We start from the raw sequence: 26,331 nt of genomic DNA on the forward strand, positions 1-26,331 counted from the left end.
TTTTAGTATCTAAAGCAATCCCGTCAGAATTTACAGAATTTGTCCATTTTTTATCATCAAAAGTTAAAAAGCTAACTTCTGCCTCGGTAGAAGAGTGATTGTCTAAAACTCTAGTAAATTTCTCAGTATTTAAATCTAAAATTACGAGTCCAGAATTACCAGAATCTGTAAAGTAAATTTTGTTATTCTTTTTATCTAGTCGTAAATCATTAATATAAGAATTAGCGTGATAAGTGCCTTTATCCAAAATGTAAGTATGCTCTAATGTTTTGGAGTCTATATTAAATACAAAGATCCTAGGTGCATCTAGTACTTCTTGAAAAAGAGGACTTCTGGTATCTAAAACATAAATAAGATTGTCATAAACAACTACGGATTGCACACCAACAAATTTAGTAGCTTCTACTGTATCTCCAATTTCCCAAGAGTTCCACTCTTCGTTAGGAAAAGGCGAGTTAGAACCATTTGTTACTTCTACTACAGAATTATGGACTCCTTTCCTCCATCTAGGAAAATTTACAAAAACACGCCCATTGTTGCTTACAGTTACGCCAGTTACTTGCTGCCCTTTAAAAGTTGCTATTTGAGTAACTTTTGATATACTAGCCTCTGTTTTATTAACATTGGATTTTACTTTGTCTTTTGGTTTCTCTTTACACGCAATAAATAAAATACTAATTGCAATTATGTAGCTTAATTTTTTCATTGTTTAAGATTGTAATAATTCGGTTAATACTTGCTTGTACACACTTACAGGTTGTGCGCCGGTTAATGCACTTTTACGATTAAAAACAACTGTTGGTACAGAGTTTACACCTAAACTTTTCCAATAATCTTCTTCAGATCTAACTTTGGTTCTTAGTTCTTCATTATCTAATAAAGCAAAAGCTTCTGTAGTATTTAAACCAACAGTTTCAAGTTCTTTTTTTAGAATATCCCTGTTAGATACATCTTTGCGTTCACCAAAAAAAGCATTCATTAAACGCATTTTTAGCGCTGTTTGTTTGCCTTGTTTTTTAGCGTAGTCTAATAAAACGTGTGCGTCAAACGTATTTGCCATACGCATACCATTAAAATAATCAAACTTAAAATTAAGTTCAGCGCCAAAATCTGTCATACGCTCCTGTGACTCTTGTTGCTGTTCTGGAGTAGAACCATATTTTTCTGTAATATGTTCTTCTACATCCTGGCCTTCAGCAGGCATATTTGGGTTTAACTCAAACGGTTGCCATTCTAGCTCTATCTTATCTTCTATTTTAAGTTCATTTATGGCTTGTTCTAAGCGTTTGTAACCAATGGCGCACCAAGGACAAACAACATCAGAAACAACATCAATCTTTATTTTTTTATTCATAATTTAAAATGTAACTAGTTCACTAATTTGTAATTCTCCTTGTACATTGCTGTAGTTTTTTACATCTGCTGCAAAGTTTTCAGAATGCGGACCAAAAGATGCTTTAAAAGAAGCAATATCATCAAACTTTAAATGTGCAATAGCTACATAAGGAGCAGGTTCACCGGGAACTCTACTGGCTATTCCTAAGTCTAATTCTAATCCTTTTAATGCACTACCAAGAGCGTCTACTATCATTGGTAAATGTTTAGTTTTATAATACTCAGTATTAAACTTAACGTCTTTACCATTAGGGTACATTACAGATACTTTTATCATAACTTATTTGTAAAATTTTATATTATTATACACACAGAAATAGTACTCTTATAAAATTACAAATTGTAAATCTCTATACATACTTATTTGTGTTTTGTTTGAGTTAAAAAAAATAACCTTCCGCGGGGGCACGGAAGGTTAAATACCGCTATCTTCTTCATAGCAAATCTACATATTGCGGTAATTTTTTATTTTTTAGACCAAGCAAATTTTTTGAATGCATCATCTACCGGAGTATTAGCAATATGATTTGTGTAGTTACTAATTACTTTTTGAGACAGACCTAAAATAATTTCTAATACTTGTTGCTCGCCGTATCCAGCAGCATAAAAAGCTTCTAAATCTTCTTTAGAAACATTACCACGGTTACGTGTTATAGCTAAAGTCATTGTACGTAAAGCTTCTAATTTAGCATCAGCAAGAGGAGTTTCATCGCGTAGAGCATCAATAATAGCATCATCAACCTTCATCATTTTTGCTATACCTGTATGTGCAGGAACACAGTAATGACAAGCGTGTTCTACGTTAATTGTTTGCCATACAACAGTAAGTTCATCATTATTAAAAGATGTCTCTGTAAATAATTGGTGTAACTCTTGGTAGGCTTTTAGTAGGCCAGGAGCAGCTGCTAAAACACCGTGTAAACCAGGAATCATTCCGTATGCTTTGTTAGATGCCTCTAGTAATGGTTTTGCTGCTTCTGGTGCAGATTCCATATTGTGTACTTTTAAAGTTGTCATAATTGTTAAATTTTATGTTATTAATTTTTATTTTAAATTTATATCTAAGCATTCGCTTAGTTATGTGATAAAAAAAACGTTACAGGTTTGTAAATGTAACTTCTATTATATTTTCTAATTGTTTTTTTGTAAACACTTTAGATGAGATAGATAATCCTAAAAGAGTATTCATTAGATAATCTGCTTGCTCTTGTATTAAAGTATTTTTCTTTTTGTCGTCCTGTTTTAAATTACTTACAAATAAATCTCTTATTTCATTTGCAAATTTTTTGAGTTCTGTCATTACTTCAGGTTCCGCGTCTTGTTTAATCTCATTAACAGTATTAGTTACTAAGCAACCTTTGCGCAAATTACCTTCTGATGAAAACTCAATAAAATCATAAAAATATTGCTTAAGACCAATAACGCCGTTGTTAGATGTTCTTAGCTTCTCTTTAATGGTATTTATTTGAGTTTTATAATATTGTACACTTTCTAAAAACACTCCTTGTTTATTTTTAAAACTAGAGTAAATAGAGAATTGGTTAATACCCATTTCTTTTTCTAACATACGAACAGAAGTAGCCTCATAGCCATTACGCCAGAAAAGACCCATTGCTTTTTTTATTACTTCTTCTTCGTTGTATTGTTTTTTACGTGCCATTATTAAATAACTACAGCACAAAACTAAGCACTTGCTTTGTTATTAAAAAATATTTAAGATTATTTAACACAAAATCAAGATAAAGGATTGTTTAAAAGCTTTAATTATCATTGTAAACAGGTTTTATTATTGGTATTTCTTTAATAAAACAGTTTGTAGTGTCTTGCTTTTTTAAAAATAGAGGTGTAAAGTTTTTTAATTTACTTGTAAGTTGTTTTTTAGTAATTGTTGTATTGTATGAGGTAAAGTAGAATAGGTGAGTTGTATCTTTTAAATTAATTCTGGGTCCCATAATAAGTTTTAGCCCAGATTCAATTTTTTTATTTTGTAGTTCTGTTTCTGAAAAAATAATTTTTCCTGACTGTAGGCTGTCTAGCTCGCTTATTTTTTGCTCTTTAGATTTAAAAGCAGAAATATAGTTTTTTCTTGTATTTATTAAATTGGCTAATTGTTCTTTTTCTTTTTGGTTGTAATAATAGCTAGAGTAGGTGATATAACTTGTTTTTTCCTTTGTATTAACAATGTTTTTAATAAAGAAATTAGTCTTACTAGTTGTTAAAATAACTTTACAGCCCAGGGAGTCTCTATTTTCTAAAAAATTATTTAACTCATTAGTTATTTCAGTGTTTTTACTAATTACAGTCTGAAAATCATAACTATCAAAAACATCATAGTTTAAATTGGGTTTAATTATAGCTTCTACATTACTAGTATCATTGGTATAAATAAACAAACTACTATTTTTAGAGGTAACACTATCTGTATAGCGCCTAAGTGCCATAACTGCTTTGTTGTAGTTATCTATAGACTCATTTACTTCAGACTCGTCTCCTCCGTAATGAATGTTTTGAAATTCTTTATTTTGTTTGTAATTCTGAATAATTCCAGGTCCAAACCATTGGAATAAATAGAATAATATTACACCACCAATTATTGCAGTTTTTAATAAGAGGTATTTTGTATTGTCTTTATTTTGGTTTTCCTGTTGCATATTACTTTTTTAATATACCCCAAAGATAACCCGCATCTAAAGCAATAAAACCACTGATTACAGCTAAATTTAATATCCGTAAAACAGGTTAATAATATAAATGTAACGCTTTAGTTTTTTTAAAAAGTACCTACAATACCAATTTGACTACCAGAAAATTTTAAATTCCAAGTAACTAGTTTTGGTTTAATTGGGTAGTCATATAACTTTTCTTTAAACAAAAATTTATCAATACCATCTACAACAAAAATGCTAAAAGCAGCACCAAAGGCAACATCACTTAGCCAATGAGATCCATTGACCATTCTAGAAATTGCTGGCACACTACCAACAGTATAAATACCAATTTTTGCCCAAGTATTATCAAACTGTTTAGCAACAGAATGTGCTACCGTCATCCCTAAAACGGTATGTCCAGATGGAAAAGAAAAGTATTCTTCTGTACCCTCAAAAGGTTTAAAAGTATATGGGTCTTTACCAGAATATGGCCTTGCACGCCCAAAAGCAGAACGTGCCATAATTTGTAAATATCCAGCAGTAATAGAAGATGATATTATTAAAACACCTGTTTTACGTACTTGTTCGTTTTTAGTAAATAAGCCAACACCATAAACACCTGCATTTAACGCAAAATAGTATTGTGGCTTGGCAAAGTAAAAACCAAATTCTTTTACAGCGTGTGGTAAGTGTGGTTCTTGATTTATAAAAAAATCGCTTGTTTGTCTGTCGGCAGCAGAGATAATAGCAGTACCAACAAATAAACTACCAAACTTTGCAAAATCTTTACCTTTCCAATGTAACGGTCTAGTAACAGAGTGTTTTATACCTCTCCAAGATGAGTTAGCATCATACTTAAATGTTTTCCAAATAGTAGTACTATCTGTAGGTTTGTTTAGCTGTTGTGCAAAGCTATTTATAGAACAAAAAAGTAATAGTAGTATAAAACCTAATCGCATAACTTGTGGTGTGTATTAGTTAATAATACTAATTTGTACTTATTAATTTAAGACAGTAATAAGCAAGATTAGTATAGGATTTAGCTGGCGAAATTAGCACTATAAATCTACAGTAACAACGTAATTTAGCTAATTTATTATGTATTTAAAGTCTTTTATATTTTTTAAGCCTCTAATTTAAATAGTAAAAGCTCTTCAGTATCATTGGGTAGGGTTGTGGTCCCCACTAGTTTTAAATCTAATTTTAACAGCAAATTTTGAGATCCTAAATTATCTTTAGTGGTTATAGCACTAATTGTTTTAAGATTAAATATATTAAATGCTGCTTCTTTTAAATTTTTACTAGATTCATATGCATATCCTTTTTTTTCGTATTTAGGTAAAAAGGCAAAACCTATATCTATGCCATCCAAGCCGTCTCTGTTGTATAAACCACAAGAACCAATTTTAATATTATCTTCTTTTCTAATAACAGTATAGTTAGAGAACCCCAATTGGTGTAGCTGAGGTAACATTTTCTCTTTTATATACGTTTTAGCATCAGTAATATTGCTAATATTACGGTCACCAATATAGTGTAACCATTTAGGGGAATTTAAAAGTTGAAAAATAAATTCGGCATCTTCTTCTGTGGTAGGCTTAATGTATAGTCTATCTGTTTCAAATGCCTTGTAGTTTTTCATTTTTAAAACAATAAATTACAATTGATTAGTTTTCTCAAAATATTTATTCAATACAAGAAGAGATATTAGATCTTCTCTTTTTTTATTTTTAAATTTTTGCACGTAAGCATTTGCATTTTTTACAATTTCTTGTGCCTTATCTGGGTTATGTATATAAAATTGCAGTTTTTCTTCTAAATCAGAATAATCTTCTTTTATGGCAACATAATGGTAGTCTGGCACAAGCGAACCTTCCATAAACCAAGTCTCAAACTTAGCTTTAGGCATAACAGCTAAGGAACCAGATGACATAACCCATTTAAGGTTACTAGCTACATCATTGCCTTCTAAACATAATATAAACTTATAGTGTAAATGTTCTGAAATTGTTAAACGTTCCACTTTCCATTTAGGAATACATCTTCTGGTATTCACCATGCCAATATCACACATAGGGTGGTCAAAATACATTTCCAAAAACTTAAGTCTATTTGTATGCTTTTCAAATATTTGACCACGACTAACTAAAATATTTTTCTTTTTAGCAAAGGGTATGTTATCATTTTTAACAAACATAAAGTGTCTAACCTTATTCCATTTAAGTAAAATAGAATTCTGGTTATTGTCACTAACTGGTCTACTTTTAACAAAGGCAGGTTGTTTTGGTATGTGAGTTATATCTCCAAAAAGAAACTTACCTGTAAGAGTTTGCTTAAAATATCTGGTATATTCAAATGCATCAAAATAATATTCTTTATATCCTTTTTTTAATACTAATTCTGATAGTTTTTTAATGTTTAAAGGTAAATCTTTATTAGTCTCAAGCTTATTATAGTAGTTTACTCTAGCATTAATTTCTTCAATTTCATCACTACTTAAATCGTTAATACTATTTAATTTTTTTTGTAGCTTTTTTTGATAAAAACTTAAAGGCATAAGCTGTCTTAAATAGTTTTTTCCATAGTATTTTATTTTACTATTTTTATGTTTATAAGACAACCTTTTTAATTCCATTAGTTTAAATTTAGTTAAAGACAACTTAAATGTACTAGTAATAATACCAGATAATTTTACAAATATAAAAGACTAGTTTTATATAGGGTTATAAATTAATACAAACCATACATAAACTTTTATTACAGTAATTTTGATTTAATGTTTTATCGTTAAACCAGTGCTCCGTTAGCGCCAATCACTTGTCCAGATATCCATTTAGAGTCATCACTCGCTAAAAATAACACAACTCTAGCTATGTCTATGGGTTTGGCTAGTCTGTTAAAGGCATTCATACTACTTAATTTATCTATTTGTTCTTCAGATTTACCTGTTAAAAATAACTCGGTTTCTGTTGCTCCTGGGGCAATTGCATTAACAGAAATACCTCTGCCAATTTCTTTAGCAAATACTCGTGTCATTTGTTCTACAGCTGCTTTTGTAGCAGAGTAGAGTGCATAGGTAGGTAACATTAATTTAGTGGTGCTTGAAGAAAAGTTTATTATAATTCCATTATCAGAGAGTTTACTATCTGCTTGTTGTAAAGTATTAAATATGCCTTTTACATTTACATTAAATTGAGTATTGAAATCTTCTTGAGAATTATCTTTCAGTTCTTTAGAAATCATAGTACCAGCATTATTAATTAATACATCTATTTTTCCAAAGGCTTCTAAAGATTTATCAAACAACTCTGTAACTGCTTTTTTATCGCTTACATCTGCCTTAATCACAATTGCTTCCCCGCCATTATCTTTAATAGTAGTTGCTGTATTGTTAGCTTCTTTTTCACTATTAGAATGGTTTATAATTACTTTAGCTCCATTTTCTGCTAATAAAATAGCAACTTCTTTACCAATTCCTTTAGAAGATCCGGTTACAATAATTACTTTGTTATTTAGTTTTTTCATAATAATTTATTTTAAGGCTATAAGTTTATCTGCTACTAGTTTTAAATTATTCTCGTTTATTTCTGGTTTATCTGCAAGCGGATACAATTGCGCTCCAGGTCTGTTTATAAATGCGCCTCTCCAATTTGCCCATAAAGCACCAGCAATGTCCCATCCGTGTGCAGCAATTAACATACATTCTTGTGGTTTAACTTTCATTTTGCGTGCAGCCCAATCGTATGCATCTGTATGTGGTTTAAATTTTCCAATATCCTCAATACTTAATCTGTCATCAAAATACGAAGTTAAACCAGCGTTTTTAAATTGAGTTTCAACTCCTATATTTGAAGAGTTTGTAAAAGAAACTAGGGTATAACCAGCATTACGTAACCTTTCTAGCGATTCTTTTACCTCTGGATGAGCAGGTAAAGATCTAATTGGAGTTAAAATAGCCTTTTTTGCTTCATCTGATGTTAGTTTAATATTGTTATTTGCAGCTACCATTTCTAAAGCAGCTGCTCCTATAATACCAAAATCATTATATTGCCTGCCAACGGTACTAACTAATGAGTATTGTAACATTGTTGTAAACCATAGTTTAAGTAAATCCTTTTTACCTCCTAAAGCTTCACCAACACTATTTTTCATAGCGGTTAAGTCTAATAATGTTTCGTTTACATCAAAAAATAAAACTTTAGGTTTTACGTCACTATAAGTAATTATTTTATTTGCTGAAGAAGCAAAATTCAAATTAGGAATAGTTGCCGCACCTATACCAGCTGCTGTAGCTTTTTTAATAAAATTTCTTCTGTTTTTTGTCATAATTGGGGTTTTAAATAAAAACATTCTATATAGTATGTTTTTGGGTAAAAAAATTAATTTTTTATTTGGTTTAAGTACAATTTAAGGCCCTTAATATATTCGTTTAAAATAGCGTCATCATTATATAATTTTCTAATACCTCTAATACCTTCAAAAGCACTAATTAAATAAATAGCTACGGCAGTAGAGTCTATATTGGTATTTATAGATTTTTCATTTTTACCTCTTTCAATTACATTTACTAAGGCTGTTTTCCATTCTTCAATTATACTTTTTAATGCCTGTTGGTATGCAATTTCTGTGTTTCCTATTTCATTAATAAGATTGTTCATTGGGCAACCATTTTGCTTGTCAATAAAGGGAAAAGACTTTAAACGATTAATAAAAACTGTCTCTAAAATTTTAAAGGCATTACCAGAGTTTAGCAATGGAGCTATCATACCATCTACAACTCTTTTTTTTACTTTAAGGCTAATAACAGCAGTACCTAATTCTTTTTTGTTTTTATAATGATGATAAAAAGCACCTTTACTCAAGGTAGTCTCTTTCATTATTTTGTCTATACTAGTTGTTTTAAAACCATCTTTATAAAACAAATTAAAAGCCTTGTCTATTATAAGTTGTTTAGTAATTTCTGATTTTAATTCTTGTTGCATACTGCAAATGTAATAAAAAATACTAACCCGAATGTTTTTGGTTTTGTAGATAGATGAAGAAAAAAGGCTATAGTTTTAATTAGGTATACAAATCAACCTTACTAATAATAGCATTTTTTACAGTTACGCTTATTGTAGGGTAATTTACGTTATGTGTTGACTTTAAAGTTAACTCAAAATGTATAGACTCTAAAGTTAATTCAAAATCTAAGGCTTTGGCGTTATTAGCGTAAATGGCAGAGAGATAAAACTCATTTTCCCAATTTTTTAATTCTTCTTTTTTTGAAAAACCTTGAGTGTTTATTTCTTCTTCAATTTTTAAAAAGTAATCGTTTTTTCCAGTTTTGCACTAATTCAGATATAAAACTCAACTGGTTATTATATGGGCTATTGGTATTACCATTAATAAAAAGAGATGTTGCAAACTCATCTCCGTTATTATTAACTAAACAAGTGTCTCCAATCCAATAATAGGTTTTAAGAGAATTATTATTATTTATTCTTTGGCTAGTAAAATTACCTAAATAAGGGTGGTTAAAAACTTTTTTACGGCCAAAAATAAGATCAATTAATCCCATTTAATTATCAATTTTCTTTTGATTATATTTTCTTTTCCTTTTAATTAATTTGTACCTAAAATCATCGTAAAACAAACTAATTAATAAAATAGCTGAAGCAATAATAAGCGTATTTAATTTAAAATTTAATTTAGAGAAAAAGAAACCACCAATAAGTCCGCCTCCAAAAAAGAATAAAATAATATAAACTCTTAGTTTTATAGTAGATTTTAGGTTTTGCTTATGTGGTGCAGATTTTATAAAAAATAACTGAGAAATTTCTATTCCTAAGTCTGTAAAAAGACCTGTTAAATGTGTAGTTCTAACTATGGCATTAGATATTTTAGTAACATAAGAGTTTTGTAATCCCATTGCAAAAAGTAATAAGCAGGCAATAGTATTGGGGTATTTTATCTCTATAAAATTGCTAAAAAGGGCAATAGAAATTAAAATTAAAGACTCTATAACTGTAGGAATTACAAAAACATTTAGTTTTTTATTTACTCTGTATTTTTCAATAAGAAAGCTAGAGGTAAATGAGCCAAACAGAAACGAGAAAATATATAAAAAGTAAATAGTTCCTTTCCAAAAATTAAAATTAGTAAGGTCGTTTATAAATAGCGCAAAGTGCCCAGTAACATTTGTTGTTAATTGTTTAAATTGTAAAAAACCAGAAACATTTACCATACCAGCAACTAATGACAGTACTGTTGCAATTTGTAAGTTATGTTTATAGGTTCTGTTTTTGTTCTGGTGTCTAAACATTAAATTTTACTTAGTGAACTACAGTGATAAATAGTGTTATAAAACAAACTATTTTATGCCACTAATTTACTAAATACATACAGTATAATACTACTATAAACATTAAAAAGCAAAGAACCTTAATAACTAGTTTTTTGCTTTTAAAAGTACATTATATAATTTTTATTTAGCATACGCTCCAGAGGAGTAAGTTAACTCATAACTGTGAGTGTAAATTTCAAAAACAATTTCAAAGGGATAAACTGGTTTTTAGAAAAATATATCCGGTAGTACCGCCAAAGGTAGAGTACGGGTTAACAACTAGAGGAAAATCCTTAGAACAAATTTTAAGGAGTCTAGACCAATGGGGTTTAAAAGATTATACAGGGCTTAAAGGGTAGGTGTAAAATTAAATTAGTTGCGCAGCAATATGTTTTAGTAAAAATGTTTCGCGTTCTATAGACATACCTTTTTTAGTGCTAGTAGCCATTGTGTTTTCATTGTGTTTAATAGCATCAAAAATGTTAACCCATTTTGCAGACATACCGTTTGTAATCTCATAAGATTCCATTTTAGAAGCACCCAACTCTTGGTTAACAGTACAAGTGTAACAATATGATATCATGTGCTGAATATCATAATCTGGCTTGTGCCAAGGTCTGTATTCTTCATAAGCACCAAAAGGCTTAATATCTGTAATGTCTTTGGCTCCAGTTTCTTCAACAAGCTCACGAATCATACCAATTACGTGGTCTTCATCCTTATCTAAGCCACCACCAGGTAAACTATAATCTTCGTATCTTTCTGTGTATAGTAATAAAATATTAGCTCCTTTAATAGCAATACTTCTGGTAGCTAACCTAGTAAAAACAGATTTGTTATCTAGTGTTTTAATGTCTGGGTGGTAATGCGTTTTTAAAACTTGCATGCAGTAATTCTAATTTTTACAAAGGTAAGGCAACCTGCTATTTGGTCTAGGTAATTGTGCAGTAAAAACTCTTTTATTTAAATTTTTAGTAAGACTATTTACTATTATTTTTTTCAATAATTTTAATAATTCTGTTGTATGATATTTCAGATAAGTTCCAGTTGTAGCCACTAAAATCTGTTGTATTTGTAAACTGTACAACAACGGCATCTATATTTTTATGGTACTCTGCAATACTTTGGTAACCCGGTATAAGACCAGTATGGTTGTATTTGTATATTGATGCGTAAATTTCATTTTCGGTACCAGTAAATAAGCTGCCATTATTTAAAGCACGTAAAAATATACCAAGATCTTCTGCAGTAGCAATCATAGAGCCATAATTTGTAGTTTTTATATCATTATTTATGCCTACGTAATAACCACTCATTAGGTTATCTATAGGAACATCTTTTAAAGATGCATAAGTATTTTTAAGCGCTAACGGATTTAAAACAACCTCCTTTATATAGTTAAACTTACTTTTGCCCGCTGTTTTATCAATAAGCATAGAAAGTAGCAAGTAATTAGTGTTGCTATACTCATAATCTGTATTGGGTTTAAAGCTTGCAGGTAAACCTTTTACTAACTCAAGAGCTTCTTCAGCATTTTGTGTAGGGTTGTTCCAAAAGTTAGGAGTATTGGTATAATTAGGAATACCACTACGGTGTTGCACCATCATTTTTACAGTAATTTTATCTGCATATTCAATTTTACCATTAAGTTCAGGAAAATAATACGCTAAGCTTTTATTTAAGTCTAGTTTATTTTTGCCAATAAGTTTGGTAATGGCAACAGCAGTGTACAATTTGTCTATGCTAGCAATTTTAAAAAAAGCATTTGGTTTAGCAGTAATTTTTTGTTCTGTATTATGCCAGCCCTCGGCATAAAAAGCAGGTGGTTTACCAGCAACATCTACGTATAGTATAACACCATCAAAACCATAATTAATAGTTTGGTTTAATTGCTCTTGTATAGTGTTTGGTACAGGTTTAAGCCAAGCGGTTACAATGGGCCAAGGCACATAAAATAAAGATACAACTGTAGAGACAAGTAGTAGTACTCTAAAAATATTTTTTTTGCTCATTAGTTACATTTTAACTGTGCATAAACAACCAATATATAATTTTAGCAACTAGTAAGGTTAAAATTATGCCTCCAGGAGCAAAAATATAATTATACCATTTTACTTTTTCTTTAGTGTTTTTCATAATGTAGTATGCTTATTTTTAACTAAGTATGCGTTTAATAGCTAAGATAAAAAAAATACAAATTAACACCCAATAAGTACCATTTATAAAGTTATAGCATACAATTACACATATCCGTAATTCTACATTAAAAAAAAGTTTTACATTGTAAGAAAATTAAGCGCTAAAAACAGAAATGTGCGTTTATTACACCAATATGGGTGAATAAACGCAATGAATTGCGTTTATTTATAGTTGTGCATAATTTACCAAAACCCGAAAAAAATTGACATTTAAGGAAGTTTATAATCTGACAACTAAATATTATCCATCTGAAATTGATATTTCGGACGGAAAAACTGTTGTAAAAGATGGCGGAAATTTCAAAACGTTATCGGAATCGTGGGACAACGCAGAATTGAAAACGGAAAATGAATCTGAATTTATAAAACTAATGGTTTGGGGAATTTTTTGTGCATATCATAAAAAGGCGATTGAAAATTTTCTTAACGGAGAAAAGACAGTTTCTTTGACTGAATTGGATATGGAATATTTGAAATACAAGTTTGAGGAAAGCCTACTCGATACAGAATTTGAAAATTACGCTGAATTGAGAACGGAATATAAAACTGAATAAAAAACTATGCACAACACCGTATAAAAATAATTGCGGTTTAGTGCTAAAACAAAGGTAGTTGCGTATTTGCTACATCTGATTTTCCTGCGGAAAATCCTCGCACGCAAACCCGCAACTATTCTTATACATACACGTTATGCATAATGTCGAAGACCGAACCTAAATGAAAAAAGAACTAAATAACAAATACGAAATTAGGTTAGACTTTAAAAGGGAAACCGAAAACCCAAGCAGACTTTTTAGAGCTTTTGCTGAAATGATTGAAAGCGTAAATAATTTAGACTTCTTATTAGCAGAAACAGTAAATACTTCTGTAAAATCTAAAATAGTATTAGATGATATTGAAAAAGGGTCTATAATTGGTCGTTTTTGGAGTGCTTTGACAATTAATGAAGATAGTAAACTTGATAACTCACCAGACAAAAAAGAAATAGAGGAATATATTGAAGAATCAAGAGCAGAATCTTTAAAATTTATTTCAGAACAGAAATCTTCAATTGATGACCTTGATAAATTAGCTAATAATTTAAAAAAAATTGCTGAAGAAAAATCATTATCTGATTCTTTTAATTATGCTGAACCTGACATTCTAAAATTAGCAAAAACAATAAATAAAATAAATGATTCAACTCAAGAACTCAATCAAGATGAATCTTTTGAATTAAAATCTAATAACAAAACAATAAAGAACATTAAATCTGGAACTGATAAAATAGATATTGATGCTGTTGAAAATGCACTGACTGAAAACGAAATTATAAATGAAACGGAAATGATATATTTGATAAAAAAACCTGATTTTTTAGGTGATTCAGCTTGGTCATTCAAACACGGAAATAAATCTGCTTCAATCAAAATATCTCACTCTTCTTGGTTAGAAGAGTTTCACTCAGGTAAAATAGCTGTAGTCCCAGGTGATTCTTTGAAAGTATTGGTTAAACAGACTTCTAAATATAATACTAACGGTTATTTAATATCTGACAAGAAAGAAATTGTTCAAGTAATAGACGTAATACACAACAATTGATGAAAATAGACAAAACAATAAAATACATTCTAACATCAGAATTTCTATTTACTCTATTACCAATTGTAATTCTTGTAATTGTTCGTCTGTTTCAAGATGATACGAAATCAATTTTTTATAATACAGAGTGGTCTGTAATCGCCATAATATTGTTTGGTCAATCAGTTGTGAAATTCTCATCAGGAATTTCCAACACTAATGAAAATGTTAGATGGCAATTTGTAGCATTAATAATTTCATTAATAATAATTTTTGGTTTAGTTCCTTCGGTAACGATATTAATACTAAACTTGATTAATACTAATATTCATTTTGGAATGTATATTGCTCAATTTATTTTATTCTTAATAAGTTGTTTTGTCTTTTTTATAGTTGGCTCTATTGGACAAAAAATGTTAGATGAATAAAAACACTATGCACAACAAAAGCTATAATTAATACGGGCTTTGGTGTTTAATTCAGAAGAAAGTGTATTTTTACTAAGTCCGCCAAATCTTTTGATTTGGCTTTAGAACAAAAAAAGATAAAACAAAATAAAAAGTTTTGGCTAAGTGCTAAACTGAAAGTCTCTGACTTTCTATTTCCGTACTAACCATAGCTAAAACGTTAGCAACAAGTGCTCAAAAAAATGAAGAAAGTAATACAAGTTTTAATTTTTACAATTGTGCTTACTGGATTTAGCCAAACTGGGTCTGTTAGTGGGAAAGTAATTTTTAAACTTGATTCGCTTAGTGTCCCAGGAGCAACTGTAATAATAAGCGGTACTAAAATCGGTGCTGCCGCTGATATTAATGGAGCCTTTGAAATTCCGAAATTGAAAGAAGGTAATTATGATTTGGTGGTCGAAGCCATAGGTTATGGAAAAGATACTATTCAAAACGTAATCGTTAATAATAATTCGAAAACCAAAATAACACTAGGTTTACCAGCAGGAAAATGTCATGTAAAGACTAGCTCTAAAAAATGTCCAATAGATGGAAAAACTAAAAATGTTATTCCAATTCTTTATGGGTTGCCAAGAGAAAAAACAATACGGAAAATGAAAAAAGGAAAAGTCAAACTTGGCGGCTGTGAAGTTACTGGTTGTGAGCCAAATTGGTTTTGTAAAGAACATAAACAGGAATTTTGAGCAAGTTTGTACAGGTGGACTTCACTCGATCGCAATCACTGTGTTGATGGACTTTCAACTCGGACGGAAAATAATATAAAACGCAAAGTTACGTGCTTACTCGAAAGTGTCGCACCAGTTGCTAACAATGCCTATAATTAATACGGGTTTTGGTGCTTAACCCAAAGTTTAGTGCTTTTAACCAAGTCCGCCAAATCTTTTGATTTGGCTTTAAAGTAAAAAAAGATAAAACAAAATAAAAAGTTTTGGCTAAGTGCTTAATCGAGAGTTTATTACTTTTAATTCCCGTACTAATTATAACCGAGACGTTGCCAGTAATATGAAAAAACACATTCAAAAAAGAAAGGTTTTATTGAGATTTGGTTATTTAAGTTCATTTTTATTAATTACCTTTTATTCTTGTATAATGCAAAAGCCATATTCAGCTAAAATAGCAAAATTTCAACCATCTTTTTCGGGGGAGATTAAAGAAAATAATTTAAAAAGAATTGCAGATACAACAGCTATTCTTATCACCGGAAAAGTGTATGATTATGATAGGCCTGAAGGAGGTATTTCCGTGATTTTTATTAGTAAAGAAAACAAAAGAAAGTTTAAAACAGTCACTGATTCTAAGGGGCATTTTAAAATAAACATTGTTAATGGATTGTACAATATACAGCTAATACCTTATAAATATGGTAAGACTCCATCTTTAAACTTTGAAAATTTAAACTTTAAATCTGGAGAAATACGTGAATTAATAATTTATACAGAATCATCTGCTGAGACTGTATCAATGGATACCATTTTTGAAAGTAAAAGAGCTTATAATGAATATATCAAAAGGCAATAAGAAATACTACAGGCAACAATGCCTATAGCAAATAGGACATAAAGAGTTAAATTTTTAGTCTTGTAAACTTTAAGATTGCTAATGCTATTAAGCATTAGCAATCTTTTTTGTTAGAAATTATAAGTTTCTGCAGAAAAAGTTTAATGCCAAATATGAATTAAAAACTAACGAATATAGGTTGATGGTTACATTAGTCTCAAAAATGTTTAATATTTACGTTGTTAACTATACAATAAAACATTATGAAATTAAAAATAGCTTATAGCACGTTCTTTGCCACTTTGTTTTTTACAGTCACATTAAGTGCGCAATACAACCAGACTAATGGTGATGGTGCAGAAATAACTTCTTACAGACCTTTTGAAGTGGCTACTGATTATGCCAACTTTAGCAAATGTATAATGCCTAGTGCAGGAGCACAAAAAGCTTGTTTTACAGACAAATTACAAGAGCTTTTTAATGAGAATTTAAAAATGCCTAAAGATTCTATTTCTCAAAACTTTAATGGAAAAGTATATTTTAACTTTTTTACAGATGATAAAGGAGAGCTAGAGTCTACAGAGATTTTTAGTAGACCAGAAACTAAATTTATTGGAGAAAAAATAGATGTGGTTCTAAAAAAACTCCCACCCCTTAAAGTAGTTCAATTAAAAGATACGGCTGTTAGTACAGGTTATGTGTTGTATGCCAAATTTACCCCAGAAGAACCTATTCGTTTAAAGGTTGTAGATATTAAGGTAAGTAAAGAAAATTTAAAAGAAAATGAAAAAGAAGAAAATGATGTACCCTTTGTAATTGTGGATGATGTACCCGTATTTCCTGGTTGTGAAGATATGGCCATAAGTAGTAGGAGATCTTGTTTTCAAAATAAACTAGGTAAACACATTGCTAAACATTTTAGATACCCAGAAGAAGCTCAAGAATTAGGTATAGAAGGTAGAGTAAACATTATGTTTCTTATTGATAAAGATGGATTTGTAAAAAACATAAAAACCAGAGGACCGCACCCTTTATTTGAATTGGAAGGGCGAAGAATTTTTACAAAACTTCCTCGTATGACTCCGGGGAAAGTAAAAGGGAAACCTGTAAGAGTACCTTTTAGTATACCTTTGACTTTTAGACTTAACTAACTACTATTAATAAAGGCTTTTGGAGTAGAGTAATAAAAAACAAAAATGAACTACCATTATAGGCAATAGCTAAAACCTTATGAAAAATCAGTTTATATTTATAATAGCATTCTTTTTTATATTTTTTCAGATCTCTTGTTCTAAGAAAAAAGAATCTAAAATTAACTTTAAAGATTTTGAAATTAATTTATCAAAAGACGAAGAACCACCTTTAATTTTAGAGGTAAAGTCTAAAAATGATATTCAGTATTTTGTAGAGAATCAGTCAAAAAAATGGCAAGGGATAGCTAAAGATTCAGAAACAATAATTAGTGTTTACGATTGGAAATTATTTCCGCATAACAATATTGCTTTTGAATATCCAAGAACTTATAGTTTTGAAGCAGATTTGACTACAACTAGCAATATTTGGACTTTATCTGGTAATGATTTCAAGATTATGATTATAAGTCTAAAAAAATCAATATCAGTTAAGGAATATGTAGATGGAATGGTTAGCCAGTTTGGACTGTCTAACTGTTCAACAAAAAAAATAACTAAACAAATAAACTCATATGATTTAGAAGGTATGAGTTTGTTAGTTTCATTAACAGGAGTTAATTTAGAAATGGAAATTTTTGAAGTAGTTGATACTAATGGAAAAAGTAGCTTGCTTGTGTTTCAAGATTCTTTAACAGACGAAAAAGACAATAGTAAAGAGTCTAAAAAAACTATGAGAAAAATAGACCAAACTTTTAAGGTGTATTAATATGATTAGTAAAAGCTTATTTGTAGGCCTTTAAATGTTGAATATTAAGTTCTTAAATTAGTTGCATATTTTGCAAAACATACAATAATCGCCATAAAAAATGAATAAAATTATAATAGTATTGTTTCTTTTTATTTGCAATGTTACGCTTGCTCAAAGCTTAAATATTACAAGTAAACAACTAAGTGAAAAAGAAATTGATTCTGTTTTTACAACTAATGTTAAAGATAAGCTTCAAATAAATTTTTCTATTTATAGAATTTATCAATTTAATGATAAAATAGGGCCGCATTTTATTGTAATGACTGAGAATGAAACGGAATGTGAAGAGTTAGATAAATGTTTTAAGACCCTAAAAGGGTATTGTTTTTTGCTTAAGAACGATGATTTTAAGCTAAAATGGACTTTTAAAGATTACATACTACCTGATACATATGAATATACAATTTCTCATTGGACAAAGTACTTTAAAATAAATGATTATGACAAAGATGGTGTTGTAGATCCAATTGTTGTTTATGGTACCAAAGGTATGAATGATAATGATGATGGAAGAATAAAAATATTGATATACTATAAAGGTGAAAAAATAGCAATAAGACACCAAAACGGAGTACATGACAATGAAAGAAACACACAAGTAGATAAAAAGTTTTACACTTTACCATTAGAAATACAAGCCCAAGTAAAAACTATTATAGAAAATATAGAGGAAAATAATCACGGCATTTTTCCTGCTGGTTGGGAACAGGCTATGAAAAATAAGGAAACTAAGTTTGATGAAAATTGAAAAAAGGAACTTATAATGAGTTTTATATTTAGAGTTATTTATAATTAAGTTTATAGTAACAGAAAAGGCTTTATACCATTCACTAAAGCCTTTTATATTATATATAGTCTTATACTAGTTTATTTAAGTAGATCTATGCCTTTTTTATTACGCCATCAATTTATTTTTAAGCTTCACAAAATAAAACCAATACTAACCTTCAGCTTTAATTCTATAAAAATGAATTCAAAATTGTATTTTCTACTATTTCTTATGTTTACGTCTTGTATTTCAATCAAGAATAGAGAAAAATTAATGAATATAGGCAGTATTGGGTTGACTGCTAATGAATTGAAATTAAACGGATATTATTATCAAGAAAAAAGTTATGAAACCTATCCCTATTACCGAAACGAATATGGTGGTTACAGCCAAGATAAAAATAAAAAATATAATCAAATAAGAATTTTGCCTATTGTATTATACCCTGATGGAAGTGCCAATAAATTATCATCATTTTCGGGAATGCAAGATAATTCTGCTTTTAACTATGGAATTAAATGCTCTCTTGAAGATAATAATACAATTGAAAGCGCATACGAACATTTTGAATGTTATTTAAAAAATAGACCAGAAGACAATTATATTTTTATAAATAAAAAAGCTGAAATTTGGAGTCAAGGCGTTTTTAAAACAGATGAAAACAAAATTGTTCTGCAGATATTTTACAATTCAAGAGGAAATTACTATTTGTATGAAGAATCCGGAAAAATTATTAATGATACTACTTTCATCTTAAATAAAGCGAAAGACTTTGAGACAGGAAAAGAATTTGAAATTAATAAAAAATATATGTTTAAGGCAATGGGAGATATGCCAAAAATTGAAAGCTATATTTTGAAAAACAAAAATAAGTTTGATAAAAACTAATGTTAACAAACTAAAAATAAAGCCAATTGTCTACACAACCTAAACATAATACTGATTTTAGCGCAAAACAGAAAAGTTCTTATACATTTACAAAATTGTTAGATTTTAAAACCAATACTTTGGTAAGCTTTTAGAACATTAAAAGCATTGTATTTTAAATGTTAAAGTGTCAATGGTGGGTAATACAAAAACAATAAAAATGGAAAAGTATATAAAGCGACTAGAAGAGAATACAAGTGCATTACTTAAAACTGTAAAAGGGTATTCAGTTGATAAACTCACTGTAAAACAAGGCGAAGAGTGGAGCGTGTTAGAGATTTTAGAACACATTTATATAACAGACAAGGTTATTTGTGGTATTGTTCTTAAACCATCAGATAAGGAATCGATAACTAAAGAGCTATTTGGGCAAAATAAGTTAGAAAATATTTTAGTGCACCAAAGAGAAATAAAAATTAAATCGCCAAATTTACTTCAGCCTAAAGGTAATTTTAAGAACCTTTCAGAATTTAATTCAGCTTTTATCCATTTAAGAGAGTCTTTAAAGGAGGATATCAAAGCAGAGAAACTTATTGTTGATAACAGAATCCATAATCACCCTTTTCTAGGAGAAATGACAATAACAGACTGGTTAAATTTTATATTATTTCATACAGAAAGACATTTAAAGCAAATTGAAGAAAAATAAGTACTTGTCACAAAAAAATATGAAGAAAAACGGTATATTAATTTTGTTAGGAGTAATAATTATGGGTTGCTCACCAAAAATCAGGAATACTATTTCTAATTCAACATTTAAACCATTAGATTCAAAGTCAGAAATTATAGTTTTAGATAGCACAGAAAGTATATTAGGCTCAATGCTAATTGGGACTTTTAAAATTGGAGATTCTGGTTTCACATCAGATTGTGGTTATAATAAAGTTATAAATGACGCTAAAGCTCAGGCAAGAAAATTTGGAGGGAACATTATTCAAATAACAGAATTAAAGAGGCCAAAAAAATGGGGTAGTACTTGTTATCGTATAAAAGGAAATATCTTAAGAAACTTTGATGAAAAAGTTATTTCAGAACTTAAATCTATATCAAAAAAGAATAATAAATCTCGACTTCCAAAAGGTGCTGATTATGCCAAAGTGTATATTTATAGACCTAAAATGATAACACGTAGTTTTATAGGGTATAAAGTTAGAATGGACACAGATTCTATTGTTTGTAGAGCTAGAAATGGAGAAAAATGCGAATTAAAAATATATGATTTTGGAAAGCATACCTTTTGGGCTAAAACAGAATCTACGGATTCTGTTACTATTGATATAAAAAAAGGAAAAGAATATTTTATTAGATGTGCAATGAACCAAGGGTTTATTACCGCCAAACCTTATTTAAATGAAATAGAAAGTCATATTGCAATTGAGGAGTTTGAGAAAATGGATAAATAAAATTACTTAAACTTAAGTATAGGGGTAATTAAAAACGGATTTTAAATAATAGCAAACTTTATGCGGTGTACAATTGTTTTTAATTTAACTACTAATGTTAAGTATATGGACTACATTATTCATAGATATTCACTACATTTGAGATATTGATTGTATGCGAAAATCGTTATCACTTATATCAAACTAAATATACTTAGATGAATAGACAGTTGAGCAAAAGTATTTTTTTATCTTATATATTAGGAGCTCCTATTGTTTTACTTACAGTAATTACAACTATTTTAATACCTGTTATTTATGTAGGTAAAGGCTTAAGCTCAATGTCTATAGTTTTAGGTAGTGGCTTTCAAACAATTGGGTTTGTTTTGGCGTTTTTAGTAGCATTTTGGTTAGGAGGAAAACTAGCTTATACAGGTATAAAAAACAACAATCTATTAATTTCAACTTCATTTAAATACTCTGTATTAGTGAATTTAATAATTTGGATTGTTTTTTGTTTAATTGTCGGTCAGTCTACAGGTAATTCTTATTTTATATTTACACCTCCTGCAATTATAGCTGTTATTGTAAGTACAACAATTACAACATTTACAATCGGATTTCTTATTTCTTACCTAATTAAAAAAATTAACAACTTGTAATAAACACAGTGTTTTTAATTTATTAAATAATGTAATTAGTATAGCTTAAAGTCTGAAAATGTTACACATATAAAAACTTTGTAATAAGATTTTGTATTCTAGAACACATCAACCTATATAAAAACAATAGTCTTATTATTAAATACCATTGTTTTGCGTTCTATATGTAATTTTACACCTCTTGCCAATACAATTTTTTCTAAATCTCTACCTTTTGCAATTAAATCTGTAATGCTGTGTGTATGAGATACCGTGGTAACATCTTGTTCAATGATAGGTCCTTCGTCTAAATCTGCTGTTACATAGTGGCTTGTTGCACCAATAATTTTAACACCTCTTTTATAGGCTGCGTGGTACGGTTTTGCACCTGCAAATGCTGGTAAAAAAGAGTGGTGTATGTTTATTATTTTGTTAGGGTATTGGTCTATTACAGTCTGACTAACAATTTGCATATACCTAGCTAAAACAATAAAATCTACATTGTATTCTGCTAGTAGAGCCAATTGTTTTTCTTCAGCTTCTATTTTAGTTGCTTTGGTTACTGGTATATGGTAAAACGGAATATTAAATTGGTTAGCAATACTTTTTGCTTTATCGTGGTTGCTAATAATTAAAGGGATGTCTACAGCTAATTCTCCAGAGCTATGTCTACTTAATAAGTCATACAAACAATGATCATACTTGCTAACAAAAATGGCCATTTTAGGTATAGTAACCTCTTTATGTACCTCCCATTTCATTTGGTAAGTAGGTGCTAAAGCTTTAAAGCCATTATTAAAGTCTTCTAGGGTTAGCGTGTTGCCAAACTCACTTTCTAATCGCATAAAAAAAGTAGCACTTTCTTTATCTACGTATTGGTCTATGTATACAATATTTCCGCCTTTGGTATGTATAAAATTGGTTACAGTGCATATAATACCTGCTTGGTCTGGGCAGTTAATAAGTATAGTTAGCTTCATAAATAATAAAATTAAGCTAACTAATTTAGGGTATTATCAAATAAGCACCCTAGCTTTCTTATATTTTTATAATATTGAATGTTTTTAGTGTAGATTTTTGCAATTTTCGTAAATTGCAAGTCTAAAATTAGCTATTTAATACGAATGGAACAACAGAAACCGTATACCCCAAAAAATAAAATAAGAATTGTTACAGCAGCGGCTTTGTTTGATGGGCACGATGCAGCAATAAATATAATGCGTCGTATAATACAATCTACAGGTGTAGAGGTAATACACTTAGGCCATGACCGTAGTGTTGCAGAGGTAGTAGATTGTGCTATACAGGAAGATGTAAATGCAATAGCAATAACATCATACCAAGGTGGGCATAACGAGTATTTTAAATATATGTATGATTTGCTTCAGGAGCGTGGAGCAACGCACATAAAAATATTTGGCGGCGGTGGCGGCGTAATTTTACCAGAAGAAATTAAGGAATTAATGGATCATGGTATTACTAAAATTTATGCACCAGATGATGGTCGTAAATTAGGCTTACAGGGTATGATTAATGATTTGGTAGAGAAGAGTGATTTTCCTGTGCCTGCATTAAAATTACCAGAAAATACAACGGTATCTAAATCGATAAAAAATAAAGATATAAATACCATTGCGCGTTTAATTAGTCTTGCAGAAAACAGACATGAAGAGTTTGTAGAGTACTTTTCTAAAGTTGAAAAGCCGACTAAAAACGTACCTGTACTTGGTATAACTGGTACTGGTGGTGCTGGTAAATCTAGTTTGGTAGATGAGTTGGTAAGGCGTTTTTTATTAGATTTTCCTGATAAAAAAATAGGATTAGTTTCTGTAGATCCGTCTAAAAGAAAAACTGGTGGAGCACTATTAGGTGACCGTATACGTATGAATGCTATTAACGATGATCGTGTGTATATGCGTTCTTTAGCAACAAGGCAATCTAATCTTGCATTGTCTAAATATGTAGAGGAAGCAGTAGAAGTTTTAAAAGCTGCAGAATACGATTTAATTGTATTAGAAACATCTGGTATTGGTCAGTCTGATACAGAAATTATAGAACACAGTAACGTATCTCTTTATGTGATGACACCAGAATTTGGTGCCGCTACACAGTTAGAAAAGATTGATATGTTAGATTTTGCAGATTTAGTTGCTATTAATAAGTTTGATAAGCGTGGTGCTTTAGATGCAATTAGAGATGTAAAAAAACAATATATGCGTAACCATAATTTATGGGATACGCCACAAGAAGATATGCCAATTTTTGGTACAATGGCTAGCCAGTTTAACGATCCTGGGATGAACAAGTTGTACACCAGAATTATGGAAACATTGGTAGAAAAAGCTAATGCAGATTTAAAATCTACTTTTAAATTTGGAAACGAGATAGAGGAAAAGGTATTTGTTATACCACCAGCTCGTACACGTTATTTATCAGAAATTGCAGAAAATAATAGAGGTTATGATGCTACTGTAGTAACGCAAACCAAAGTTGCACAACGTTTATACGGAGTGTATCAAACTATATTATCAGTTTCTAATACAACAAAAACTGAAGCTGCTTTATTGCTTAAAAATGGTTTAGATACAGTTGCCATTTTAGAAGGTGTAAAAGAAGCAGCAGACAAAGACTTTTTAGACTTACTTTTTAAGGAGTTTGATAGGGTTAAAATGAATTTAGATCCTTACAACTGGGAAGTTATTATTACTTGGGATGCCAAAGTAAATAAATACAAGCAACCTGTTTATAGTTTTAAAGTAAGAGATAAAGAAATTAAGATAGACACGCATACAGAGTCGTTATCTCATTCACAAATACCAAAAGTTGCTTTACCTAAGTACCAAGCTTGGGGAGATATTTTAGGTTGGTGCTTGCAAGAAAATGTTCCTGGGGAATTCCCGTATGCATCAGGTTTATACCCGTTTAAAAGAACAGGTGAAGACCCAACGCGTATGTTTGCTGGTGAAGGCGGACCAGAACGTACCAACAGACGTTTTCATTACGTAAGTTTAGGTATGCCTGCAAAAAGGCTTTCCACTGCTTTTGATTCGGTTACTTTATACGGTAACGATCCAGACCATAGACCAGATATTTATGGTAAAATTGGTAACGCAGGGGTTTCTATATGTTGTTTAGACGATGCTAAAAAATTATATTCCGGGTTTGATTTAAGTCATCCTATGACATCAGTTTCTATGACTATTAATGGTCCGGCTCCTATGTTATTAGGTTTCTTTATGAACGCTGCAATAGATCAAAATTGTGAAAAGTATATCAAAGAAAATGGCTTAGAAGCACAGGTTGAAGCTAAGTTTAAAGAAGTATATGACAGTAAAGGGTTAGAGAGACCAGTTTATAACGGGGATTTACCAGAAGGTAATGACGGTTTAGGTCTTATGTTACTTGGTTTAACGGGTGATATGGTTTTACCTGCAAATGTATATGCAGAAATAAAAGCAACTACTTTAGCGCAAGTACGTGGTACGGTACAAGCTGATATTTTAAAAGAAGACCAAGCGCAAAATACGTGTATATTTTCAACAGAATTTGCGTTACGTTTAATGGGAGATGTACAGGAGTATTTTATAGAAAAGCAAGTAAGAAACTTTTATTCGGTTTCTATATCTGGTTATCATATTGCAGAGGCTGGTGCAAATCCAATAACACAATTAGCATTTACACTAGCAAATGGCTTTACGTATGTAGAGTATTACTTAAGTAGGGGTATGGATATTAACAAGTTTGGTCCAAACTTATCATTTTTCTTCTCTAACGGTATAGATCCAGAATATGCTGTAATTGGTAGAGTTGCACGTAAAATATGGGCAAAAGCACTAAAATTAAAGTATGGTGCAGACCCAAGAGCGCAAATGCTTAAATATCATATACAAACATCTGGTCGTAGTTTACACGCACAGGAGATAGATTTTAATGATATTAGAACAACATTACAGGCATTGTACGCTATAAATGATAACTGTAACTCATTACACACAAATGCTTATGATGAGGCTATTACTACACCTACTGAAGAATCTGTTAGGCGTGCAATGGCAATACAATTAATTATTAATAAGGAATTAGGTTTAGCTAAAAACGAAAACCCAATTCAAGGTGCATTTATAATTGAAGAGTTAACAGAACTTGTAGAAGAAGCTGTTTTATTAGAGTTTGATAGAATTACAGAACGTGGTGGTGTTTTAGGTGCAATGGAAACAATGTACCAAAGATCTAAAATACAAGAAGAGAGTTTGTATTATGAAACATTAAAACACACAGGAGAGTTTCCTATAATTGGTGTAAATACATTTTTAAGTTCTAAAGGATCGCCAACAGTATTACCAGCAGAGGTTATACGTGCTACAGAAGAAGAGAAACTAGCACAGATTGATACTCTAAAAAGTGTACAAGGTAGAGCTGCTAATGCAGAGGAATTATTAGAAGACTTGCAACAAGCCGCTGTTAAAAATGAAAACATTTTTGAAAAGCTAATGGAGGTATCTAAAGTATGTACATTAGGGCAAATAACAAGTTCGCTTTTCCAGGTAGGAGGGCAGTACCGTAGAAATATGTAAACGCAAG

At 30.1% G+C, this 26,331-nt stretch carries 30 protein-coding genes and 2 pseudogenes; 14 read left to right on the forward strand and 18 right to left on the reverse strand.

Features of this window, described 5'->3' with window-relative positions; all coding sequences use genetic code 11:
• From ABJD66_RS01125 to ABJD66_RS01195, 15 genes and pseudogenes are all read right to left on the reverse strand, one after another.
• On the reverse strand, positions 1-706 hold a 706-nt coding region (locus ABJD66_RS01125), incomplete at its 3' end, for an L-dopachrome tautomerase-related protein (RefSeq protein WP_348127270.1).
• A 3-nt stretch (positions 707-709) separates the two neighbouring features.
• The gene (locus ABJD66_RS01130) at positions 710-1,354 is read right to left on the reverse strand and encodes a DsbA family oxidoreductase (protein WP_348127273.1); all 645 of its coding nucleotides are present in this window, start codon (positions 1,352-1,354) and stop codon (positions 710-712) included.
• 3 nt (positions 1,355-1,357) lie between these two features.
• On the reverse strand, positions 1,358-1,672 hold the full coding sequence (locus ABJD66_RS01135) for an EthD family reductase (RefSeq protein WP_348127276.1): 315 nt from the start codon (positions 1,670-1,672) through the stop codon (positions 1,358-1,360).
• A gap of 188 nt (positions 1,673-1,860) precedes the next feature.
• Positions 1,861-2,412 (reverse strand): carboxymuconolactone decarboxylase family protein, encoded by a 552-nt coding sequence (locus tag ABJD66_RS01140; RefSeq protein WP_100895277.1) that lies wholly within the window; start codon positions 2,410-2,412, stop codon positions 1,861-1,863.
• Between the two features lie 79 nt (positions 2,413-2,491).
• Positions 2,492-3,055 carry a TetR/AcrR family transcriptional regulator gene (locus tag ABJD66_RS01145; protein WP_348127280.1) on the reverse strand — a complete coding sequence of 188 codons (564 nt, stop codon included), beginning with the start codon at positions 3,053-3,055 and terminating at the stop codon, positions 2,492-2,494.
• A 100-nt stretch (positions 3,056-3,155) separates the two neighbouring features.
• Complete coding sequence (locus tag ABJD66_RS01150; protein WP_348127282.1) at positions 3,156-4,046, reverse strand: hypothetical protein; 891 nt, start codon at positions 4,044-4,046, stop codon at positions 3,156-3,158.
• A 119-nt stretch (positions 4,047-4,165) separates the two neighbouring features.
• Positions 4,166-5,002, reverse strand: a complete 837-nt coding sequence (locus ABJD66_RS01155) for a phosphatase PAP2 family protein (RefSeq protein ID WP_100895280.1) — start codon at positions 5,000-5,002, stop codon at positions 4,166-4,168.
• A gap of 164 nt (positions 5,003-5,166) precedes the next feature.
• The gene (locus ABJD66_RS01160) at positions 5,167-5,685 is read right to left on the reverse strand and encodes a GNAT family N-acetyltransferase (protein WP_348127286.1); all 519 of its coding nucleotides are present in this window, start codon (positions 5,683-5,685) and stop codon (positions 5,167-5,169) included.
• Positions 5,686-5,700: 15 nt separating this feature from the next.
• Positions 5,701-6,678: a glycosyl transferase family 90 gene (locus ABJD66_RS01165; protein WP_348127289.1), complete on the reverse strand. Its 978-nt coding sequence runs from the start codon at positions 6,676-6,678 to the stop codon at positions 5,701-5,703.
• A 152-nt stretch (positions 6,679-6,830) separates the two neighbouring features.
• Complete coding sequence (locus tag ABJD66_RS01170; RefSeq protein WP_348127293.1) at positions 6,831-7,568, reverse strand: SDR family oxidoreductase; 738 nt, start codon at positions 7,566-7,568, stop codon at positions 6,831-6,833.
• Between the two features lie 6 nt (positions 7,569-7,574).
• On the reverse strand, positions 7,575-8,369 hold the full coding sequence (locus tag ABJD66_RS01175) for a haloacid dehalogenase type II (RefSeq protein ID WP_348127296.1): 795 nt from the start codon (positions 8,367-8,369) through the stop codon (positions 7,575-7,577).
• A 53-nt stretch (positions 8,370-8,422) separates the two neighbouring features.
• The gene (locus ABJD66_RS01180; protein WP_348127299.1) at positions 8,423-9,025 is read right to left on the reverse strand and encodes a TetR/AcrR family transcriptional regulator; all 603 of its coding nucleotides are present in this window, start codon (positions 9,023-9,025) and stop codon (positions 8,423-8,425) included.
• Positions 9,026-9,336: 311 nt separating this feature from the next.
• Entirely contained in the window at positions 9,337-9,603 is a 267-nt protein-coding gene (locus ABJD66_RS01185) for a hypothetical protein (protein ID WP_348127302.1), read from the reverse strand.
• Positions 9,604-10,347 (reverse strand): YoaK family protein, encoded by a 744-nt coding sequence (locus tag ABJD66_RS01190; RefSeq protein WP_348127305.1) that lies wholly within the window; start codon positions 10,345-10,347, stop codon positions 9,604-9,606.
• A gap of 162 nt (positions 10,348-10,509) precedes the next feature.
• Positions 10,510-10,584, reverse strand: a pseudogene (locus ABJD66_RS01195) (glyoxalase); the annotation flags it as partial.
• Between ABJD66_RS01195 and ABJD66_RS01200 the strand changes: the two are divergent.
• Positions 10,569-10,727, forward strand: a pseudogene (locus ABJD66_RS01200) (winged helix-turn-helix transcriptional regulator); the annotation flags it as partial. The pseudogenes ABJD66_RS01195 and ABJD66_RS01200 overlap by 16 nt on opposite strands.
• 8 nt (positions 10,728-10,735) lie before the next feature.
• Here ABJD66_RS01200 and ABJD66_RS01205 read toward each other — a convergent pair.
• Complete coding sequence (locus tag ABJD66_RS01205) at positions 10,736-11,254, reverse strand: NUDIX hydrolase (protein WP_348127308.1); 519 nt, start codon at positions 11,252-11,254, stop codon at positions 10,736-10,738.
• Between the two features lie 94 nt (positions 11,255-11,348).
• Positions 11,349-12,380, reverse strand: a complete 1,032-nt coding sequence (locus ABJD66_RS01210) for a serine hydrolase domain-containing protein (RefSeq protein ID WP_348127311.1) — start codon at positions 12,378-12,380, stop codon at positions 11,349-11,351.
• 389 nt (positions 12,381-12,769) lie between these two features.
• Here ABJD66_RS01210 and ABJD66_RS01215 point away from each other — a divergent pair, with 389 nt between their 5' ends.
• The 12 genes from ABJD66_RS01215 (at position 12,770) to ABJD66_RS01270 (ending at position 21,771) form a co-directional block, all read left to right on the forward strand.
• The gene (locus tag ABJD66_RS01215) at positions 12,770-13,120 is read left to right on the forward strand and encodes a hypothetical protein (RefSeq protein ID WP_348127314.1); all 351 of its coding nucleotides are present in this window, start codon (positions 12,770-12,772) and stop codon (positions 13,118-13,120) included.
• A 163-nt stretch (positions 13,121-13,283) separates the two neighbouring features.
• The gene (locus tag ABJD66_RS01220; protein ID WP_348127317.1) at positions 13,284-14,147 is read left to right on the forward strand and encodes a hypothetical protein; all 864 of its coding nucleotides are present in this window, start codon (positions 13,284-13,286) and stop codon (positions 14,145-14,147) included.
• The gene (locus tag ABJD66_RS01225; RefSeq protein ID WP_348127320.1) at positions 14,147-14,554 is read left to right on the forward strand and encodes a hypothetical protein; all 408 of its coding nucleotides are present in this window, start codon (positions 14,147-14,149) and stop codon (positions 14,552-14,554) included. The genes ABJD66_RS01220 and ABJD66_RS01225 overlap by 1 nt, the downstream gene beginning before the upstream one ends.
• A 221-nt stretch (positions 14,555-14,775) precedes the next feature.
• On the forward strand, positions 14,776-15,276 hold the full coding sequence (locus ABJD66_RS01230) for a carboxypeptidase-like regulatory domain-containing protein (RefSeq protein ID WP_100895289.1): 501 nt from the start codon (positions 14,776-14,778) through the stop codon (positions 15,274-15,276).
• A 319-nt stretch (positions 15,277-15,595) separates the two neighbouring features.
• Complete coding sequence (locus ABJD66_RS01235) at positions 15,596-16,111, forward strand: carboxypeptidase regulatory-like domain-containing protein (RefSeq protein WP_348127324.1); 516 nt, start codon at positions 15,596-15,598, stop codon at positions 16,109-16,111.
• Positions 16,112-16,353: 242 nt separating this feature from the next.
• Positions 16,354-17,241, forward strand: a complete 888-nt coding sequence (locus ABJD66_RS01240; protein ID WP_348127327.1) for an energy transducer TonB — start codon at positions 16,354-16,356, stop codon at positions 17,239-17,241.
• A gap of 79 nt (positions 17,242-17,320) precedes the next feature.
• Complete coding sequence (locus ABJD66_RS01245) at positions 17,321-17,989, forward strand: hypothetical protein (RefSeq protein WP_303545367.1); 669 nt, start codon at positions 17,321-17,323, stop codon at positions 17,987-17,989.
• 100 nt (positions 17,990-18,089) lie between these two features.
• On the forward strand, positions 18,090-18,779 hold the full coding sequence (locus ABJD66_RS01250) for a hypothetical protein (protein WP_348127331.1): 690 nt from the start codon (positions 18,090-18,092) through the stop codon (positions 18,777-18,779).
• 294 nt (positions 18,780-19,073) lie between these two features.
• Complete coding sequence (locus ABJD66_RS01255; protein ID WP_348127334.1) at positions 19,074-19,688, forward strand: hypothetical protein; 615 nt, start codon at positions 19,074-19,076, stop codon at positions 19,686-19,688.
• 199 nt (positions 19,689-19,887) lie between these two features.
• Entirely contained in the window at positions 19,888-20,376 is a 489-nt protein-coding gene (locus tag ABJD66_RS01260; protein ID WP_348127337.1) for a DinB family protein, read from the forward strand.
• Positions 20,377-20,395: 19 nt separating this feature from the next.
• Positions 20,396-21,130, forward strand: coding sequence for a hypothetical protein (locus ABJD66_RS01265; RefSeq protein ID WP_348127340.1), 735 nt, complete (start codon positions 20,396-20,398; stop codon positions 21,128-21,130).
• Positions 21,131-21,327: 197 nt separating this feature from the next.
• Entirely contained in the window at positions 21,328-21,771 is a 444-nt protein-coding gene (locus tag ABJD66_RS01270; protein ID WP_348127343.1) for a hypothetical protein, read from the forward strand.
• A 113-nt stretch (positions 21,772-21,884) separates the two neighbouring features.
• On the opposite strand, the gene purU is transcribed toward ABJD66_RS01270, so the two are convergent.
• Positions 21,885-22,730, reverse strand: a complete 846-nt coding sequence (gene purU / locus ABJD66_RS01275; RefSeq protein WP_303545380.1) for a formyltetrahydrofolate deformylase — start codon at positions 22,728-22,730, stop codon at positions 21,885-21,887.
• Between the two features lie 144 nt (positions 22,731-22,874).
• Between purU and ABJD66_RS01280 the strand changes: the two genes are divergently transcribed.
• Positions 22,875-26,324, forward strand: a complete 3,450-nt coding sequence (locus ABJD66_RS01280) for a methylmalonyl-CoA mutase family protein (RefSeq protein WP_303545383.1) — start codon at positions 22,875-22,877, stop codon at positions 26,322-26,324.
• Positions 26,325-26,331: the final 7 nt, after the last annotated feature.

Origin of the sequence: Cellulophaga sp. (genome assembly GCF_039943695.1) — a bacterium.
In the GTDB taxonomy this organism is placed as follows: Bacteria; Bacteroidota; Bacteroidia; order Flavobacteriales; family Flavobacteriaceae; genus Cellulophaga.